This window comes from Neisseria sp. P0021.S007 (assembly GCF_051956855.1).
The window spans coordinates 89,450-107,975 of sequence record NZ_JBQCXA010000001.1 but is presented as its reverse complement, the minus strand read 5'-3'; the positions used below and the strand labels follow the sequence as shown (position 1 = coordinate 107,975).

Below are 18,526 nucleotides of genomic sequence, written 5' to 3'. Positions count from 1 at the left end.
GGCTTACTTAATCAACGTAATTGCCACATTCGCATCTTCAGTTGCAACGGCCTCAATCACGACATCTCCGCCAAATCGCAGCACCGAGCCTGCGCCAACCGTATGTTTTTCCTTCTGATTCAAGGTTACGTCAAAGCTTCCTTTTCCAACGGCAAAAATCAACGTTTTAAAACCCGGATGATCGTGCGGCTTAATCTGCTCCCCTTTCTTCATGTCTTTCTTAACGACCATGTAATTTTCGCCGCTGAAAATCTTACCGTTTTCTGAAGAAACCTCTCCCAAAGGCGCGGCAGAAACAGCAACGGAAAACAAAGCAGACAGCAATACGGCAGAAATATTGGCAACTTTCATGACAAGCCTTTCTTGAAAATAGGGCTTTCATTCTACAAAAAACCACTATATTGTTCAATAATAATTCTCATTTCTTAATCTAAAGGCCGTCTGAAACCCAACGATATTTTTCAGACGGCCTGATTGATCTGTATAATATTTTCTTATTAATAAAATCGCTTTATATACCCATCAAATGGAAACCGTCAGAAAAGATCCGCTCGGCTCGGCATGGATGGTTATTGCCGCGCTCGGCTTTACCGTCATGAACCTCTCCATCAAAGCCGCCTCAACGCAATTCGGCTTTTCCAGCGGCGAGCTGGTCTTTTGGCGCATGCTGGTCTCCACCCTGTTCTTAGGCATCATGGCCAAAGCGCAAGGCAACACGTTTTCCACGCCGCATTGGAAAACCCATCTCAACCGCAGCGTCATCGGCACGCTTGCCATGATGTGCACGTTTTATTCCGTCATGCACCTGCCGCTGGCAACAGGCGTCACGCTCAACTACACGTCCTCCATCTGGCTGGCCATCTTTTCATTTTTCATTTTAAAAGAAAGAATTACGCTTTATACCCAAGCCATTTTGGTTATGGGCTTTATCGGCGTTATCCTCTTGCTCAACCCATCTTTTCAAGGCGGACAAGAATTTGCCGCGCTGGTCAGTTTGGCAGGTGGCGCCATGTCGGGCTGGGCGTATTTGCAGGTGCGCGAACTCTCTCTTTTGGGCGAGCCGGGCTGGCGCGTGGTGTTTTACCTCTCGCTTACCGGCCTGATTATGGGCGCAGTCTGGAGCACCATCACAGGCTGGCATCCGCTGACCATCTCTTCCCTGCCCTATCTGGCCGGCAACGGCATCTCCGCCATGATTGCACAATTGGCCATGACCCGCGCCTATAAGGTCGGCAAGAAATTTACCGTTGCCTCGCTTTCCTACCTGACCGTCGTTTTCTCCGCCCTATCCGGCGTATTGCTTTTCGGCGATAAAATCACTTGGCAGGAAGCTGTCGGCATGGTTATCATTGTTGCAGGCGGCGTGTTCAGCAGTTTTACTCCGGCCTCAATCAAAAAATTTCTGATGAAGCAATAATTTAACAAGGAGAACACCATGATTTCCATCCGCGAACAATCTTACGGCTTAAACGTAGCGCTGTACAACGAGTTCACTTTGGACGATTTCCGCCAATTGGAAGAAGCCTTGTTGGCCGCGAAACAAAAAGTCCATCTGCCCGACATCCTGTTGGACTTGTCCATGCTGAAAGACTTCACCATCGATATGGCGGTTGAGCAAATCAAATTCCTCAACCAACACGAAACCGACTTCGGCCGCGTTGCCGTCATTACCGACGACATTTGGATCAAACTCGGCGCGCGCCTTTCCAGCCTCTTGACCAACCAACATCCCAAATATTTCAGCGATGCTGCCGAAGCACAGGCTTGGTTGTTGGCAAGCAATTTGAAATAAAGATAAGGCCGTCTAAACGCATTACCTGAGCAAATTCAAAACCGCTTAGGCTCAAAATCAACGGTATCACAATATTTTTCAAAGCATAAAAAAAGGCCGTCTGAAACCTTGCAACCCGCAAAGTTTCAGACGGCCTTTCATCGTTTTTATTCAAAAACTTACATCACATCCAATACATCAATACCCAGCAATTCCAAGCCTTGTTTCAGCGTGTCGCCGGTCAGCTTCGCCAGTTGCAGGCGGCTGTTGCGGGTTGCGCCTTCTGATTTCAAAATCGGGCAGGCTTCGTAGAAGCGGCTGAACAGAGTGGCAATTTGATAGAGGTAGGCGGCGAGGTAGTGCGGATACGCAGTATCTGCCACACTTTGCAGTACGTCTTCAAATTTCAACAGCTCGGCGGCCAGTTGTTTTTCCAAAGGTTCGGTCAAAACGGTTGGCGCGGTTGCATCCCATTCGCCTGCTTTGCGGAACACGCTTTGCACGCGTGTGTAGGCGTATTGCAGGTAGGGGGCGGTGTTGCCTTCAAACGAAAGCATGGCATCCCAGTCGAACACATAATCGCTGGTGCGGTTTTTACTCAAATCGGCATATTTGACTGCGCCGATGCCGACAACTCGGGCAATTTTCTCTGCATCACTTAATGCTGTATCAGTATATTCCTCTGCTCCTCTGACAATCTTGTCAATCTTATCGATAGGAAGATGATACACAACATCGTTTTCCAAAGTAATTTCCAACTTTTTATTTTCTAAGTTGTACTTTAATTTATTTTTTAAATTATCAGAATTAGTTAAAGAAGAAATCTTTTTTAATCCATCTTCTAATTCTGTTGTTAATTGCCATTTTGGATTTTTCTCTTTTACGACTTGTTCGGCTCGATTGATCGCTTCATCAAGTAAATCAACCAGTTTCACGGTGTCGCCACTGCGCGTTTTGAACGGTTTGCCGTCTTTGCCCATCATGGTGCCGAAGCCGATAAACTCGGCTTTTACATCTTCCGGCAGATAGCCTGCTTTGCGGGAAGTTGTAAAGAGTTGCTCAAAGTGCAGGGCTTGGCGGTGGTCGACGACATACAACAGGCGGTCGGCATGAAGCGTACCGACGCGGTAGCGCAAACACGCCAAGTCGGTGGAAGCATAAAGGAAGCCGCCGCCTTGTTTTTGCACGATAAATGCGGCAGGTTCGCCTTCTTTGTTTTTGAACTCGTCCAAAAACACGACTTTCGCGCCGTCGTCTTCGACTGCCAAACCTTTCTGAGCCAAATCATCGACCACGGGCTGCAAATCGTTGTTGTATGTCGATTCGCCCGCCACGTCTTCTGGACGCAGTTTCAGGCCCAACGTGTCATAAACGGCTTGGGCGTGCGAGAGCGAAATATCGACAAACTGTTTCCACAACGCCAAAACGGTTTCATCGCCGCCTTGTAGCTTCACAACGTATTCGCGTGCAGTGTCAGCGAAGGCAGGATCTTCGTCAAAGCGTACTTTGGCGGCACGGTAAAACTGTTCCAAATCAGCCAGCTCAAACGCGGCATTGTCTTTTTGCTGCTCAACCAAATAAGCGACCAACATGCCAAACTGCGTACCCCAGTCGCCGACGTGGTTTTGACGGATAACGGTGTTGCCCATAAATTCCAACACGCGCGAAATGCTGTCGCCGATGATGCTGGAACGCAGGTGGCCGACGTGCATTTCTTTGGCAAGATTAGGCGAAGAATAGTCGATAACGACGGTTTGAGGTTTGTCGGTTTTTGCTACGCCGAAACGCGCGTCGTTTAAGGCCGTCTGAATGTTTTGGGCGAGGAACTCAGGACGCAGGCGCAGGTTGATAAAGCCCGGGCCGGCTACTTCCGCACTTTCAATCACAGCGTTGTCCGCCAATACTTCGGCCACTTTTTGCGCCAACTCGCGCGGATTTTGTTTGGCTTTTTTCGCCGCACCCATCACGCCGTTGATTTGGAAATCGCCGTGTTCGGCATTCTTGGTCGGCTGCAAAACAACGGGGCTGTCGGCAATGCCTGCGGCGGCAAAGGCTGCTTGGGCTTCACGTTCGACGGTTTGGTATAAATTCATGTTGTCGGTCTCTATCAATTCAAATCAGGCGGTATTTTAAAAGAATTTCGGGCTTTAAAACAGGGCAAGCTGCAATACTTTTCCAGCGGCTTGTTATATGATTGCATTCTGATTCAACGATTTTGCTGTAAAGGCCGTCTGAAAGGAAAAGCCATGAACCCGAAAAATACGCTTTGTCTGATTGTCGATATTCAAGAACGCCTGCTGCCCGCCCTTTCCGGCGCGGATGAAATGTTGGAACGCTGCCGCCTGCTGATTCAAGGTTTGACGGCTTTGGACATCCCCTTTGCCGTAACCGAACAATATCCGAAAGGTTTGGGCAGCACCGTATCCGCCGTATCGCTGCTGTTGCCCGAAGGCACGCCGATTGTCGAGAAAACCCAATTTTCGGCGTTTTTGCCCGAAATTCAGGAAATCTTACGCAAAAACGACATTAAAAACGTTATTTTGATGGGTGCTGAAGCGCATATCTGTATGCTTCAGACGGCCTTGGATTTGAAGGCGCAAGGTTACGCCGTATTCCTGCCTTTCGAATGCACCGCCTCGCGCACAACGGCCAACCGCGACAATGGTTTGGCGCAAATGAGCCGTCAAGGCATTATCGTTTCCAATGTCGAAAGTATTTTGTTCCAACTGCTCGGCGATGCCAAACATCCGGCCTTTAAGACTATCTCCAAACTAATTCAATAACAGGCCGTCTGAAATGCAATACACCATCCGTCCTGCCCTGCGCCAAGACTTGCCCGCCATCGTCGATATTTACAACAGCACCGTGGCCACGCGCCAATCCACGGCCGATTTGTCGCCGACCACGGTTGCCGAGCGTGAAATGTGGTTTGCCGCGCACACGGACAAACGCCCGATCTACGCCCTTTACGATGCCGACGGCACCGTATTGGCATGGGGCAGTTTCAGTGACTACCATCCGCGCTACGCCTACCACATCAGCGCGGAAGTCAGCATTTATGTCCGCCACGATATGCGCGGCGCAGGCGTGGGCAAAATCCTGTTGCGGCACATGCTCGAACGCGCACCGTCCTTAGACATCCACAACGTCATCGCGCTTGTGTTCGGCCACAACTATCCGAGCCTGAACCTGTTTCACCGTTTCGGTTTTGAAGAATGGGGGCGGCTGCCACAAGTCTGCGACTTGGAAACCATGTTGGCAGACGTGGTGATTTTGGGCAAAAGGATTGTGGATTGATTACGGCAAAGGCCGTCTGAAAACTGAATTCAGACGGCCTTTTGACGGCAAAACCTTTATTCCGGTTTCTTCGCCAGCATGGTAACGAATTTAAACTGAATCGGATTGCCGAATTCGTCTTTCGCGTGCATCGAACCCAGCTCTTCCTTGTATTCCACCAATTCCCAATCCTTATAGTATTCGCGCAGCTCGCCCTCACTAAACTTGAACGGGAACGGCATCGGGCAAGGGAAATCTTCCGTATCCATCGCAGACACGATCAGGTTGTAGCCGCCGGGGTTGGTGTGTTCCTTTATATTGGCAATCACGTCAGGAACGTAACGCGGCATCAGGAACATAAACACCACGGTCGCCACCATATAATCGAAGTTTTCCTGAATATTGGCGGCGTTGAGGTCGTATTCAAACGCGCGGACATTCAACTCTTCGATACGCGCCAGCTCTTCCACGTTTTGAACCGCATGGGGATTATTATCGACAGCGGTAACGTCAAAACCTTTCAAACCCAGATACAGCGCATTGCGGCCCTGACCGCAGCCCATATCCAAAACCTTGCCGACAGGTACGATGCCTTCGGCAGCACGGACGGCCGAATGTGTCGCGCTCATGCCGTATTTCTTATTGAAATAGTCTGCCGCCTCGCAGTAAAACGACAGTTGGATTTCCGTGTCTTGCGTTTGCGGCGCGATAAAGTGCCATGCTTGCGGATGGATAATCCAATCATCGCTTTCAGGCGTCAGCTCGTGCGTGGACGTAACATTGCCCGCCTCGTCCACTTCATTGAAGTTCAGACGGCCTTGGAGGACATTGAGGCAGCCCCAAGTACCGGCGGCAGTATTGTGTTTGGACAACAAGGCTTCGGGAATCTCGTCCGCCGTCCACACCGGCATCTGCTTGTAACAAAACAATTCTTGCTGTTCGCTCATCATGTTTCCTTTCTATTTTGACGGTTTCAACACAGCTTCTGCCAAGGCTTTTTGAATGGCAATCACGCTCTTGTCGCTTTTAAATTGCAAGGTTTCGGTTGGCACCTCGCCGGAAGAAACCCAAATCTTCAGCTCGGCATCCAAATCAAAATGACCCGAGGTTTCCACCGAAAAGCGCGATACTGAACGGTATGGAATCGAACGGTAAGACACTTTCTTGCCGGTCAACCCCTGCTTGTCCACCAACACCAGCCGATATTCGGTAAACACAATCAAATCGCGCACCAGGCTGAATGCCATTTTTACCTGTTCGCCATCAATCAGGATATTCGCCAAATCGCGTTCCACCGCATCGGCGTCTTTTTGCGAAGCATTGCCCAAAAGGCCGCTGAACAATCCCATATCTGCCTTCTTTCTATACGAGTGATAAAGCGCAGGGTATTTTACACGCGTAAACCGTATTTGCCGATATTTCAGACGGCCTTATGTTATGATAATGATACCGCCTTATTCGACAAAGACATGCCCATGGATAAACCCGTTTACCTCTACACAGACGGCGCATGCAAAGGCAACCCCGGCGCAGGCGGCTGGGGTGTATTTATGCGCTACGGCACACACGAAAAAGAACTGTTCGGCGGCGAAGCCGAAACCACCAACAACCGTATGGAACTGACTGCCGTCATCGAAGGCCTGAAATCCCTAAAACGCCGCTGCCAAGTCGTCATCTGCACCGACTCGCAATACGTCAAAAACGGCATGGAAAGCTGGATACGCGGTTGGAAAAAAAACGGCTGGAAAACCGCCGCCAAAAAACCGGTTAAAAACGACGACTTATGGAAAGAGCTGGATAGTTTGGTTCAACAACACGATGTCCGCTGGACATGGGTAAAAGGCCATGCCGGACACCCAGAAAACGAAAAAGCCGACGAACTTGCCAATAAGGGCGCGGCAAAATTTTTATAACATTTCATCCATGACTGCACTCAAACATCTCAAACCATTCTTTTGGATTGCCATCATTGCATTGATTTGTGTGACGCCCATAGCACTTATGTTCGCCTATTCGCCCTTTCATGATGTCAATGATTTTTTTCGCTTTGGCTTGTGCGATCACGTTAAGAGTGCCGAAGAATGTGCCGACTTAATCACGCCCTCCTATTTATTTTGGTGGTTTATACCTGAACCGTGGCTTTTCGCATTCATATCTCTGACTGCCATTTACCTTGTTCTAAAAATCCTGATTGAAATCATCCGATTCCTATTCAGACTGAGAAAGAAAAACCCATGACCTGCCCCATCTGCACTGCCGACAACGAAGATATTTTGCTGCAAACGCCAAACCTGCGCGTTATCGCCGTCCACAATGAAGCCGGCGCACCGGCATTCTGCCGCGTGATTTGGAATAACCATGTTTCCGAGATGACCGACCTTTCCCCTGCCGAACGCAATGAAATCATGGAAATGGTGTATCAGGTTGAAGCCGCAATGCGCCAAGTCTTCCGCCCGGCCAAAATCAATCTGGCCAGCCTCGGCAATGTTGTGCCTCACTTGCATTGGCACGTCATCGCCCGCTTTGAAAACGACGCCAACTTTCCTGCGCCGATTTGGGCCGCGCCCGTACGCGAACACGGTATGACCCTGCCCGAAAATTGGCCGGAACAAATCAAAAACTTAATCGCTTAAACTTTCAGACGGTCTGCAAGGCCCGACACGCCTAGTTCAGGCCGTCTGAACATATAACGAAAGGAAAACCTCAATGAACTCCACCACGCGCCGCCATTTCCTGCGTACCTGCTCTGCCGCGGCAGGCGCAGGGTTGCTACAAGCCTGCGGCACAGGCACGACCACCACACCGCAAACCAAAACCACTTCCACCACCGCGAAAGCCCAAACCGTGCAACCTAAGCAACCCCATCCGCCACGTTCCGGCGACAACCTCCTGCGCGTTGTTGCGCCGTCAGGCTTCGCCGAAGACCCCAACCGCGTGACCACCGGCCTGACCCGCCTCTACAACGCAGGCTTTACCGTGACCAACCAACAAGCAGGCAGCCGCCGTTACCAACGCTTTGCCGGCAGCGATGCCCAACGCGCCGCCGACTTCCAAGACGTTGCCAGCGGTCGTGTCGAAACGCCTAAAATCTTGATGGGCCTGCGCGGTGGCTACGGCGCGGCACGCATCCTGCCGCAAATTGACTTTGCCTCACTCGGCGCCAGAATGCGCGAACGCGGCACATTATTCTTCGGTTTCAGCGACGTGTGCGCCGTCCAACTCGCCCTGTTGGCCAAAGGCAATATGATGAGCTTTGCAGGCCCGATGGTGTACAGCGAATTCGGCAAAGCAGACCCCAGCGTCTTTACCATGGATTCGTTCATCCGCGGCACGACCAACAACGTCAACATCGTTGATGTTCCGACCATCCAACGCGCCGATGTCAACGTCGAAGGCACATTGTGGGGAGGCAACCTCAGCGTTCTCGCCTCCCTCGCCGGTACGCCTTATATGCCTGATATTCAAGGCGGCATCCTCTTTATCGAAGACGTCAGCGAGCAACCCTACCGCATCGAGCGCATGCTCAACACGCTTTATCTGTCAGGTGTTTTGCAAAAACAACGCGCCATCATCTTCGGCGATTTCCGCATGGGCACCATCCGCGACGTGTACGACTCCAACTACGATTTCTCCGCCGTAGTCAACCACATTTCGCGCACCGCCAAGATTCCTGTGTTGACCGGCTTCCCATTCGGCCACATCACCAACAAAACCACTTTCCCTTTGGGCACGCATGCCAAAGTCCGCAGTAACGGCAACGGCGGTTATTCCGTAACCTTCAGTGGCTATCCTACGCTGAACCCGTCCGCGCTGACACTCGACAGCCTGCTGCCTCCTCCTGTTCCGACTTACGACAGCACTATCTACCGCGACAGCATCACTGAAGAAGTCACCGAATAAGACTTATTCAAATCAAAAGGCCGTCTGAAACCCAGTTTCAGACGGCCTTTTTATATCTTCATCTTAACCGTAACGTCGTTGGAAATCTTTCATAAAGTCGGCCAACGCGTTCACACCTTCAAGCGGCATCGCATTGTAAATACTGGCACGCATACCGCCGACGGTTTTATAGCCCTTAAGCAGGCACAAGCCCTGCAACTCGGCTTCCAACACAAAGCGGCGGTCCAAGTCTTCACTTGCGGTTTTGAAGACCACGTTCATTTTGGAGCGCGCATCAGGATGAATATCATTTATGTAAAAACCGCCGCTGCCGTCTATCGTCTCATACAAGGTTTGAGCCTTTATTCGATTGACCGCTTCAATTTTTTTCACACCGCCCTGCGTTTGCAGCCAGCGGAACACCAAACCCGACATATAAATCGCATAGGTGGACGGCGTGTTGTACATACCGTCGCGGTTGATGTGAGAGCGGTAGTTGAACACATCGGGAATATCGTTCGGACAACGCTCCAGCAAATCCTCGCGGATAATGACCACGGTCGCACCGGCAGGACCGATATTTTTTTGTGCACCGGCATAAATCAAGCCGTAATCGGATACATTAAACTCACGCGACAAAATCTCGCTCGACATATCGCACACCAGCGGCGGCAGGCCGTCTGAAAGTTTGGGGACGTTTTGATACTGCAAACCGTTTACGGTTTCATTAATCGCAAAATGAACAAACGCAGAATTCGGGTTGACATCCCAATCCTCCACCGCAGGCAGGTTTTTATAGGCATATTGCTCGCCGCCATGCGCGGCCAAACGGATTTCGGCATTGCTCAAACGGCTCATCTGTTCATAGGCAATACGGCTCCAGTTGCCCGTTACCACCGCATCGGCAGTCGTAAAACCGTGCGCTAAATTCATGGCCACCATATTAAATTGCGCGGTCGCACCGCCCTGTAAAAACAGGATTTTATAGTTGGACGGAATATTCAAAAGCTGGCGCAAGTCTTGTTCGGCATGATGCAGAATGCTCAAAAACATATCCGAACGGTGGCTCATCGCCATCACGGGGAAACCCGTACCGTTGTAGTCGAGCATTTCCTGTTGCGCGGTACGCAATACCGCTTCCGGCAATACGGCAGGACCTGCGGAAAAATTGTAAATCGGATGTGCGAACATGGCGGCCTTCTTTCTTATTCGGAGAGTATAAGGAAATTGTAGAACCGCCTTGCACATTGTGCAAGCACGAAAAACCAGGAAATACAAGGCCGCCTGAAAACAAAGCAACACCAATTCTTTGTTTTCCAAAATAATTTCAGAGACACCACATCAAAACTTGTCAACAATTTCCTTTTCAGACGGCCTCGCCCCTATCCTTCCATTTACGCAATCACTTCAAAAAATCCACGCCAAATCAACGCTTTTCTTTTATCTTGAAAACAGTTATAATAGGCCAATTTTTCAAATCACACGAAAAATGGCCGCGCGGCCATTTTTTTGTTTATGTACTTCTGGAGAAGCATGGATATTCAAAGCATTCTTGATAAAACCCTGCCCGGCTTGGGCTACGAGCTGGTCGATTTCGAACTGACCGCACAAGGCGATTTACGCGTTTTCATCGATAAAGAAGGCGGCATCACCGTCGAAGACTGCGCCACTGTCAGCAACCATCTGAGCCGCGTGTTTATGGTTGAAGACATCGACTACAAACGTTTGGAAATCTCCAGCCCGGGCCTTGACCGTCCGTTGAAAAAAGCCGCCGACTTCGTGCGCTTTGCCGGCCAGAACGCCAAAATCAAAACACGCCTGCCGATTGATGGTCAGAAAAACTTCATCGGCCGCATCGAATCTTGCGAAAACGACATCGTTACCGTCTCTTTCGACGGCAAAACTGCCCAAATCGAATTGAGCAACATCGACAAAGCCCGTTTGCGCCCCGAATTTAAATTTTAAAAACCGATTACTTGGAGATTCTAGAAAATGAGTCGCGAAATGTTACAGCTAGCCGAAGCGCTGGCAAGTGAAAAAAACGTTGAAACGGAAGTCGTATTCAAAGCCCTTGAATTCGCCCTCTCTACTGCCGCCAAGAAAAAAGCCGACCGCGAGCACATGGACGTGCGTGTCGAAATCGACCGCGATACCGGCGAATACCAAACCTTCCGCCGCTGGCTGATTGTTGCCGATGAAGACTACACCTACCCCGACGTAGAAAAAACCATCGAGGAAATCCAAGAAGAAATTCCCGGCACCACCATCCAAATCGGCGAATACTACGAAGAGCAGCTGCCAAACGAAGGCTTCGGCCGCCAAGCCGCGCAAACTGCCAAACAAATCATCCTGCAACGCATCCGCGATGCGGAGCGCGAGCAAAACCTGAACGAGTTCCTCGCTTCTAAAGAAGACATCGTTTCCGGTACGGTAAAACGCGTCGAGCGCCACGGCATTATCGTTGAAGTTGTCGCAGGCAAACTCGATGCCCTGATTCCGCGCGAAGAAATGATTCCGCGCGAAAACTTCCGCAGCGGCGACCGCATCCGCGCCCTCTTCCTGCGTGTGGACGAAATCGGCAATACCGGCCGCAAACAAGTCATTTTGAGCCGTACCAGCGGCGACTTCTTGGCCAAACTCTACGCCAACGAAGTGCCTGAAATTGCAGACGGCCTGTTGGAAATCCGCGAAGTAGCACGCGATCCCGGCCAACGCGCCAAAGTTGCCGTTAAAGCCAACGACCAACGCATCGACCCGCAAGGTACTTGTATCGGCGTGCGCGGTTCCCGTGTTAACGCCGTGAGCAACGAATTGTCCGGCGAACGCATTGACATCGTATTGTGGTCTCCAGAGCCTGCCCAATTCGTAATGAATGCGCTGTCTCCTGCCGAAGTGAGCCGCATTGTAATTGATGAAGACAAACACGCCGTTGACGTGATCGTTGATGAAAACCAACTGGCGCTGGCCATCGGCCGCGGCGGTCAAAACGTCCGTCTGGCTTCCATCCTGACCGGCTGGCAGCTGAACATCATGACCGTTGAAGAAGCCGACGAACGCAATGCCGCCGAAGACGCGGTTATCCGCAACCTCTTCACCACCCACTTGAACATCGACGACGAAACCGCCGATATTTTGGTGGAAGAAGGCTTTGCCACTTTGGAAGAAGTTGCTTACGTTCCAGCGGCAGAATTGCTCGCCATTGACGGCTTTGACGAAGAAATCGTTGAAACCCTGCGCAACCGCGCACGCGACGCTATCCTGACCATTACCATCGCCGCAGAAGAAAAACTGGGTGAAGTGTCTGAAGACATGCGCAATTTGGACGGCGTAGATTCCGACATGTTGCGCAAACTGGCCGAAGCCGGCGTTACCCAACGCGATGATCTGGCCGAATTGTCTGTTGACGAATTGGTCGAAATTACCGGTGTTGACGAAGAAGAAGCCAAAAAAGTGATTTTGGCTGCACGCGAACACTGGTTTACTGAAGAAAACAACTAAGGGGGTACTGAATGAGTAATACAACCGTAGCGCAATTTGCCGCCGAACTAAACCGCCCCGTCGATGATTTGCTTAAACAATTGAAAGAAGCCGGGGTCAATAAAAACAGCGGTAATGACAGCATAACCACTGACGACAAACAATTGCTGACCGCTTACCTGCAAAAGAAAAACGGCAGCAACAGCGGCACCATCAGCATCCGCCGCAAAAAAACCGAAGTCAGCACCGTTGACGGCGTAAAAGTAGAAACACGCCGCCGCAGCCGTGCCGTTACTATTCCTTCTTCCGAAGAATTGGCAGCGGAAGCCAAAGCCAAAGTAGCAGCGGAAAACCAAAAAGCCGAAGCAGAAAAAGCAGCCTCCCAAGCTGCCGAAGAAAAAGCCAAAGCTGAAGCAGAAGCTGCCGCCAAAGCCGAAGCCCGTGCTAAAGCAGAGGCCGAAGCAGCCAGACTGAAAGCAGCCAAAACCGCACCAAAAGCGGAAGGCAAACCTGCCGAAGCCAAAAAAGAAGAAGCCAAACCGGTTGAAGCCGTAGAAGCCAAGGCCGAAGCAAAAGTTGAGGCTAAAGCAGACAACAAGCCGTCTGAAAAATCCGTTGAAGCTGAAAAACCAGCCGAAGCCAAAAAAACTGCCAAAGCCAAACAAGACAAAGGCGGCAAAGGCAAAGAAGCGAAAAAGGCAGCCAAACCTGTCGCTCCTGCCGTACCGCAACCTGTCGTCAGCGTGGAAGAACAGGCTCAACGCGATGAAGAGGCCCGTCGTGCCGCCGCCCTGCGTGCGCATCAAGAAGCTTTGTTGAAAGAAAAACAAGAGCGTCAAGCACGCCGCGAAGCCATGAAACAACAGGCCGCTCAAGACTCAAAACCTACGAAAGAAGCCAAATCAGGCGAACGCAACAAACCTGCCGAGAAAGCCAAAGCAGCATCCGGCGAAGGCAAATCCGAACACAACGTGCGCGGTAAAAAAGAAGACCGTCGTGAGCGTGATGAAGACATTCAAGGCCGCAATGCTAAAGGCAAAGGCGGCAAAGGCGGACGTGACCGCAATGCACGCACTGGCGACGACGAGCGCGTACGCGGCGGCAAAAAAGGCAAAAAACTCAAACTTGAGCCAAACCAACACGCCTTCCAAGCACCAACCGAACCTGTCGTACACGAAGTTTTGGTACCTGAAACCATTACCGTTGCCGATTTGGCACACAAAATGGCCGTTAAAGGCGTCGAAGTGGTTAAAGCCCTGATGAAAATGGGCATGATGGTAACCATCAACCAATCCATCGACCAAGACACTGCCCTGATTGTGGTGGAAGAACTCGGCCACATCGGCAAACCTGCTGCAGCCGACGACCCTGAAGCATTCCTGGATGAAGGCGTTGAAGCAGTAGAAGCCGAAGCATTGCCGCGTCCACCGGTTGTTACCGTGATGGGTCACGTTGACCACGGTAAAACTTCCCTGCTGGACTACATCCGCCGCGCCAAAGTGGTACAAGGCGAAGCGGGTGGCATTACCCAACACATCGGTGCATACCACGTTGAAACCCCTCGCGGCGTGATTACTTTCTTGGATACTCCGGGTCACGAAGCGTTTACCGCAATGCGTGCGCGCGGTGCGAAAGCAACCGATATCGTGATTCTTGTGGTTGCAGCCGACGACGGCGTGATGCCGCAAACCATCGAAGCCATTGCCCACGCTAAAGCTGCGGGCGTACCGATGGTGGTTGCCGTCAACAAAATCGATAAAGAAGCCGCCAACCCAGAGCGTATCCGCCAAGAGCTGACTGCGCACGAAGTCGTGCCTGACGAATGGGGCGGCGATGTACAGTTTATCGACGTTTCCGCTAAAAAAGGCCTGAACATCGATGCATTGCTCGAAGCCGTCTTGCTCGAAGCTGAAGTTTTGGAACTGACTGCCCCAGTCGATGCACCTGCCAAAGGTATCATTGTTGAGGCACGTTTGGACAAAGGCCGCGGCGCGGTTGCCACATTGCTGGTTCAAAGCGGTACGCTGAAAAAAGGCGATATGCTGCTGGCCGGTACTGCATTCGGTAAAATCCGTGCAATGGTTGACGAAAACGGCAAAGCCATCAATGAAGCCGGCCCTTCTATCCCTGTCGAAATCCTCGGCTTGTCCGACGTACCGAACGCAGGCGAAGATGCAATGGTGTTGGCCGACGAGAAAAAAGCGCGCGAAATCGCCCTCTTCCGTCAAGGCAAATACCGCGACGTGCGCTTGGCCAAACAACAGGCTGCGAAACTGGAAAACATGTTCAACAACATGGGCGAAAACCAAGCCCAATCCTTGTCTGTCATCATTAAGGCAGACGTACAAGGTTCTTACGAAGCTTTGGCGGGCAGCCTGAAAAAACTGTCCACCGACGAAGTGAAAGTGAACGTGTTGCACAGCGGCGTGGGCGGCATTACCGAATCTGATGTCAACTTGGCCATTGCTTCCGGCGCATTCATCATCGGCTTTAACGTCCGTGCAGATGCTTCCGCACGCAAACTAGCTGAGAATGAAAACGTGGAAATCCGTTACTACAACATCATTTATGATGCCATTGACGACGTGAAAGCCGCCATGAGTGGTATGCTCTCTCCGGAAGAGAAAGAGCAAGTAACCGGCACGGTCGAAATCCGTCAGGTTATCAGCGTATCCAAAGTCGGCAATATTGCAGGCTGTATGGTTACCGACGGCGTGGTCAAACGCGATTCCCATGTCCGCCTCATCCGCAACAACGTGGTTATCCATACCGGCGAACTGTCTTCTTTGAAACGCTACAAAGACGACGTCAAAGAAGTCCGCATGGGCTTCGAGTGTGGTCTGATGCTCAAAGGCTACAACGAGATTATGGAAGGCGACCAACTCGAATGTTTCGACATCGTCGAAGTTGCCCGTACTCTGTAATCAGACAGGCCGTCTGAAAAATCAGAAGCAGGTTTTGCAATGCGAAACCTGCTTCTTTTTTTCAGACGGCCTTTTTACAACCATTCATAGTTTGAAACTATGGAAATTGATGTGTGGTATATAAGAAACAAAACAGCCGCACAAGGCAAAGCCATTTGGCAAAAGAATAGACGGCAAACTAAGCCTGATAAGGCTCTCTATATATTGTCATATCTTAACGTTTCAGTTGTTTTTCTCAAATTTCGGCACTAGTATATACAGCCTAAACACAATACAAATTAAGCAATACCGGCCATATGCCGGATACGTTTACTTCCTTGTTACTCTCATCAATATCTAAAGAAAATATCATGACAATCGAAAAAGCAATGCGCATTCGCAATGCGCAATTTGAATTACGACATTTAGAGCAATTACAACCTTCCGCCCTTGCACAAGCAACAACAGGTACTTCGAGAGATGACGTTTATTATGTAACCCGCAGCGACGATAAAATCATTGAAAACCCAAATGGAGGCGATGATACGGTTTACAGCAACGTCAGCTATACCCTTCCAAACCACGTTGAAAACCTTGTTTTGACCGGTACAGCCAACATCTTCGGCGCAGGCAACAACAGTAACAACATCCTCATCGGCAATGAAGGCCGCAACCGCCTCAACAGCGGTCGCGGTGACGACATCGTTTACGGCGGCGGCGGCAACGATTTCATCAATGGCGGCGAAGGCAACGACTGTCTTTTCGGCGAAACAGGCAATGACACCCTAAATGGCGAAGCAGGCAACGATGTGCTTGAAGGTGGCGAAGGTGACGACACCTACCTTTTCTCTGCCAAAAGCGAGCAAGACACCATCATCGACAATCAAGGCCACAACAGCATCCGCTTTCATACCGACCTAAGCCTTAACGATTTAACCGTTGAAGCCCGAAACAACGAAACCGGCGGTCAAGACTGGCTGATTGCCGTGAAAAACAGCAACGCCGTTTTAACCATCAAAAACCAATACACTCAAAACGGTACAACACCGGCAGTCTCCCAATTCATCATCGGCACACAAAAACTGGATGTAAACAGCTTTGCCAAATATTTCGATATTTCCCTGACTGAATATACCGAAAGCGGTAAGACCATCGATGGTAGCGACGGCAATGACCACCTGATTGGCACATCCGGCGATGATATTATCGACGGCAAGGCCGGTGCCGACATTATGGAAGGCAGGGACGGCAATGACACTTACTATGTTGATAACACAAAAGACGTGGTTATCGAACAGGCTGGCGGCGGCGAAGACACCGTATTCAGCAGCATTTCCCATACTGCCGCCACCCACGTCGAAAATGTTACCTTGACCGGCTCGGCCAATATTTTTGCCGCCGGCAACAACAGCAATAACATCCTGACCGGTAACGAAGGCCGCAACCGCCTCAACAGCGGACGCGGTGATGATACCGTTTACGGCATGGGCGGCAACGACAACCTCAACGGCGGCGACGGCAACGATTATCTGGATGGCGGCGACGGTAACGATCTCATCAACGGTGATGCTGGCAACGATATTTTGATGGGCGGCAACGGCAAAGACATTCTGAAAGGCGGCGCCGGAAACGATACCTATATCTACGGCGACAACGATACCATTATCGACAACCAAGGCATCAATACCCTCAAGTTTTCAGACGGCCTGAACAATGCCAAGCTCAACCTGAAGACCATTCATAACGATGATGGCAGCCAAAGCTGGGAAATTACTTCGGATCAAGGTTCAGCCTTGATTCAAAACCAAATCGGTGCTGATGGCAGCATTTCCATCGACCGTTTCCAGTTCAGCGACCAAACTTACACTGCCGCACAGTTCCAACAAGCCTTCCAAGCGCTGAAAGCCAAAAACATTAACTTTGTCGGCACAAACGGCGACGACACTTTGCATGGCAATGCAGGCAACAATGAAATCGACGGCGGCAACGACGGCCGCGACATCCTCTATGGCCACGACGGCGATGACATCTTGCGCGAACACAGCGAAACCTATTACGGCAACGAACCCGCTTCCGACGATAAACTCTACGGCGGCAACGGTAACGACAAACTCTATGCCCATGTAGGCACCGACTTACTCGACGGCGGCGCAGGCAATGATTATCTGGAAGGCGGAGAACACAACGACACCTATGTTTTCGGAAAAGGTTACGGCCACGACACCATTTTCGACTACAACTTCGGTTTTGATAGCGAGGCAAGCCTACACAGACTCAACGCTAATGTCGTTAAATTTACCGGCGGCATTACCCTTGACGACCTCGAAATTACCGTTGAAAAAGGTTACGACAAAACCGGGATTGCCGACATACCCGACAGCAACCAATTTGTATCCCCCCCCCTGTTGGATGGCGATACTTGGCATATCCGCATTAAAGGCACGGACGATGTTTTAACCATCAAAAACCAAAGCGGTATTTATGGTGCGATTTCCGAGTTTCAGTTTGACGGCAATACCTCATACAGCACAGGCGAGCTGATCAACCACTTCAAACTGTCTATCCCGCACATGATCGGCAACAAAAACATCGTCCAATACACAGGCCAACCCGTTGAAGAACTCAACCGTGATGTGTACAACAACTTCAATCACACCATCCACGCCGATAGCGACAACAGCGATTTAGATTTGTCGCATTACACTTCTGTTGTCGAATACAGGGGCAACCGAAGCGATGAAACCATTACTTTGGGCCGAGGCATCAACATCGTTGATACGGCCGGCGGCAACGATACCATTACCGACCCGGGTGCCGACAACACCGTTATCATGTTTGGCAGAAACAGCGGCAACGACACCTTTAATCCGTATGGTGGCAGCGATACCCAAGTCCTTTTCAAAGAAGGGCTGACGCTGAAAGATTTACAGTTGAAAACCGGCGATGATTGGGTCTTAACCATCAAAGATACAGGCGACACCCTGACCATCCATGACATTGCCAACAATAATGTCGACAGCTTTGTATTCGGAAACGGTAAGAGCTACACCGCCGATGAAATCAGCAAAGCACTGATTACTGAAAATACACAAAACAACGGTATCCTGTAAAACTCAAAGGCCGTCTGAAACCTTAATTCAGACGGCCTTAGTCCTTTGCTGATTTATTTATCGTTCTGCTATATAATTATTCTCATTCGAATTCACAAGAAAGAATAAAA

The 18,526-nt window shown here is 50.5% G+C and carries 17 protein-coding genes; 12 read left to right on the top strand and 5 right to left on the bottom strand.

The window, feature by feature from the left end; all coding sequences use genetic code 11:
• Window positions 1-3: 3 nt before the first annotated feature.
• The gene (locus tag ACTHUR_RS00525; RefSeq protein WP_004519329.1) at window positions 4-351 is read right to left on the bottom strand and encodes a hypothetical protein; all 348 of its coding nucleotides are present in this window, start codon (window positions 349-351) and stop codon (window positions 4-6) included.
• 175 nt (window positions 352-526) lie between these two features.
• Here ACTHUR_RS00525 and ACTHUR_RS00520 point away from each other — a divergent pair, with 175 nt between their 5' ends.
• Together ACTHUR_RS00520 and ACTHUR_RS00515 are read left to right on the top strand one after the other, a co-directional pair.
• Window positions 527-1,417 carry a DMT family transporter gene (locus ACTHUR_RS00520; RefSeq protein ID WP_004519328.1) on the top strand — a complete coding sequence of 297 codons (891 nt, stop codon included), beginning with the start codon at window positions 527-529 and terminating at the stop codon, window positions 1,415-1,417.
• A gap of 18 nt (window positions 1,418-1,435) precedes the next feature.
• A complete protein-coding gene (locus tag ACTHUR_RS00515; RefSeq protein ID WP_003678720.1) occupies window positions 1,436-1,792 on the top strand; it encodes an STAS/SEC14 domain-containing protein in 357 nt (118 codons plus the stop codon).
• Between the two features lie 158 nt (window positions 1,793-1,950).
• Here the strand turns inward: ACTHUR_RS00515 and argS are convergent, their stop codons facing one another.
• Window positions 1,951-3,864, bottom strand: coding sequence for an arginine--tRNA ligase (argS, locus tag ACTHUR_RS00510; protein ID WP_004519327.1), 1,914 nt, complete (start codon window positions 3,862-3,864; stop codon window positions 1,951-1,953).
• 153 nt (window positions 3,865-4,017) lie between these two features.
• On the opposite strand from argS, the gene ACTHUR_RS00505 reads away from it, so the two are divergent.
• Both ACTHUR_RS00505 and ACTHUR_RS00500 read left to right on the top strand, forming a co-directional pair.
• Window positions 4,018-4,554 (top strand): isochorismatase family protein, encoded by a 537-nt coding sequence (locus ACTHUR_RS00505; protein ID WP_004519326.1) that lies wholly within the window; start codon window positions 4,018-4,020, stop codon window positions 4,552-4,554.
• A 13-nt stretch (window positions 4,555-4,567) separates the two neighbouring features.
• Window positions 4,568-5,068, top strand: coding sequence for a GNAT family N-acetyltransferase (locus tag ACTHUR_RS00500; RefSeq protein WP_004519325.1), 501 nt, complete (start codon window positions 4,568-4,570; stop codon window positions 5,066-5,068).
• 56 nt (window positions 5,069-5,124) lie between these two features.
• On the opposite strand, the gene tehB is transcribed toward ACTHUR_RS00500, so the two are convergent.
• Together tehB and ACTHUR_RS00490 are read right to left on the bottom strand one after the other, a co-directional pair.
• A complete protein-coding gene (tehB, locus tag ACTHUR_RS00495) occupies window positions 5,125-5,994 on the bottom strand; it encodes an SAM-dependent methyltransferase TehB (RefSeq protein ID WP_039861960.1) in 870 nt (289 codons plus the stop codon).
• 12 nt (window positions 5,995-6,006) lie between these two features.
• A complete protein-coding gene (locus ACTHUR_RS00490; protein ID WP_004519323.1) occupies window positions 6,007-6,396 on the bottom strand; it encodes a PH domain-containing protein in 390 nt (129 codons plus the stop codon).
• Window positions 6,397-6,522: 126 nt separating this feature from the next.
• Here ACTHUR_RS00490 and rnhA point away from each other — a divergent pair, with 126 nt between their 5' ends.
• From rnhA to ACTHUR_RS00470, 4 genes are all read left to right on the top strand, one after another.
• The gene (gene rnhA, locus ACTHUR_RS00485) at window positions 6,523-6,960 is read left to right on the top strand and encodes a ribonuclease HI (protein WP_049335392.1); all 438 of its coding nucleotides are present in this window, start codon (window positions 6,523-6,525) and stop codon (window positions 6,958-6,960) included.
• A gap of 10 nt (window positions 6,961-6,970) precedes the next feature.
• Window positions 6,971-7,285 carry a hypothetical protein gene (locus ACTHUR_RS00480; protein WP_049335391.1) on the top strand — a complete coding sequence of 105 codons (315 nt, stop codon included), beginning with the start codon at window positions 6,971-6,973 and terminating at the stop codon, window positions 7,283-7,285.
• Window positions 7,282-7,680: an HIT family protein gene (locus tag ACTHUR_RS00475; RefSeq protein WP_004519320.1), complete on the top strand. Its 399-nt coding sequence runs from the start codon at window positions 7,282-7,284 to the stop codon at window positions 7,678-7,680. The genes ACTHUR_RS00480 and ACTHUR_RS00475 overlap by 4 nt, the downstream gene beginning before the upstream one ends.
• Before the next feature lie 73 nt (window positions 7,681-7,753).
• On the top strand, window positions 7,754-8,947 hold the full coding sequence (locus ACTHUR_RS00470) for an LD-carboxypeptidase (RefSeq protein WP_070695337.1): 1,194 nt from the start codon (window positions 7,754-7,756) through the stop codon (window positions 8,945-8,947).
• A gap of 63 nt (window positions 8,948-9,010) precedes the next feature.
• Here ACTHUR_RS00470 and serC read toward each other — a convergent pair whose 3' ends face one another.
• A complete protein-coding gene (serC, locus tag ACTHUR_RS00465) occupies window positions 9,011-10,117 on the bottom strand; it encodes a phosphoserine transaminase (RefSeq protein WP_070695336.1) in 1,107 nt (368 codons plus the stop codon).
• Window positions 10,118-10,459: 342 nt separating this feature from the next.
• Between serC and rimP the strand changes: the two genes are divergently transcribed.
• The 4 genes from rimP (at window position 10,460) to ACTHUR_RS00445 (ending at window position 18,416) form a co-directional block, all read left to right on the top strand.
• Window positions 10,460-10,891 (top strand): ribosome maturation factor RimP, encoded by a 432-nt coding sequence (gene rimP / locus ACTHUR_RS00460; protein ID WP_003685973.1) that lies wholly within the window; start codon window positions 10,460-10,462, stop codon window positions 10,889-10,891.
• Between the two features lie 27 nt (window positions 10,892-10,918).
• Window positions 10,919-12,424, top strand: a complete 1,506-nt coding sequence (gene nusA, locus ACTHUR_RS00455; protein WP_049330906.1) for a transcription termination factor NusA — start codon at window positions 10,919-10,921, stop codon at window positions 12,422-12,424.
• A gap of 11 nt (window positions 12,425-12,435) precedes the next feature.
• The gene (gene infB / locus ACTHUR_RS00450; RefSeq protein WP_070695335.1) at window positions 12,436-15,327 is read left to right on the top strand and encodes a translation initiation factor IF-2; all 2,892 of its coding nucleotides are present in this window, start codon (window positions 12,436-12,438) and stop codon (window positions 15,325-15,327) included.
• Between the two features lie 350 nt (window positions 15,328-15,677).
• Entirely contained in the window at window positions 15,678-18,416 is a 2,739-nt protein-coding gene (locus ACTHUR_RS00445) for a calcium-binding protein (protein WP_049335380.1), read from the top strand.
• Window positions 18,417-18,526: the final 110 nt, after the last annotated feature.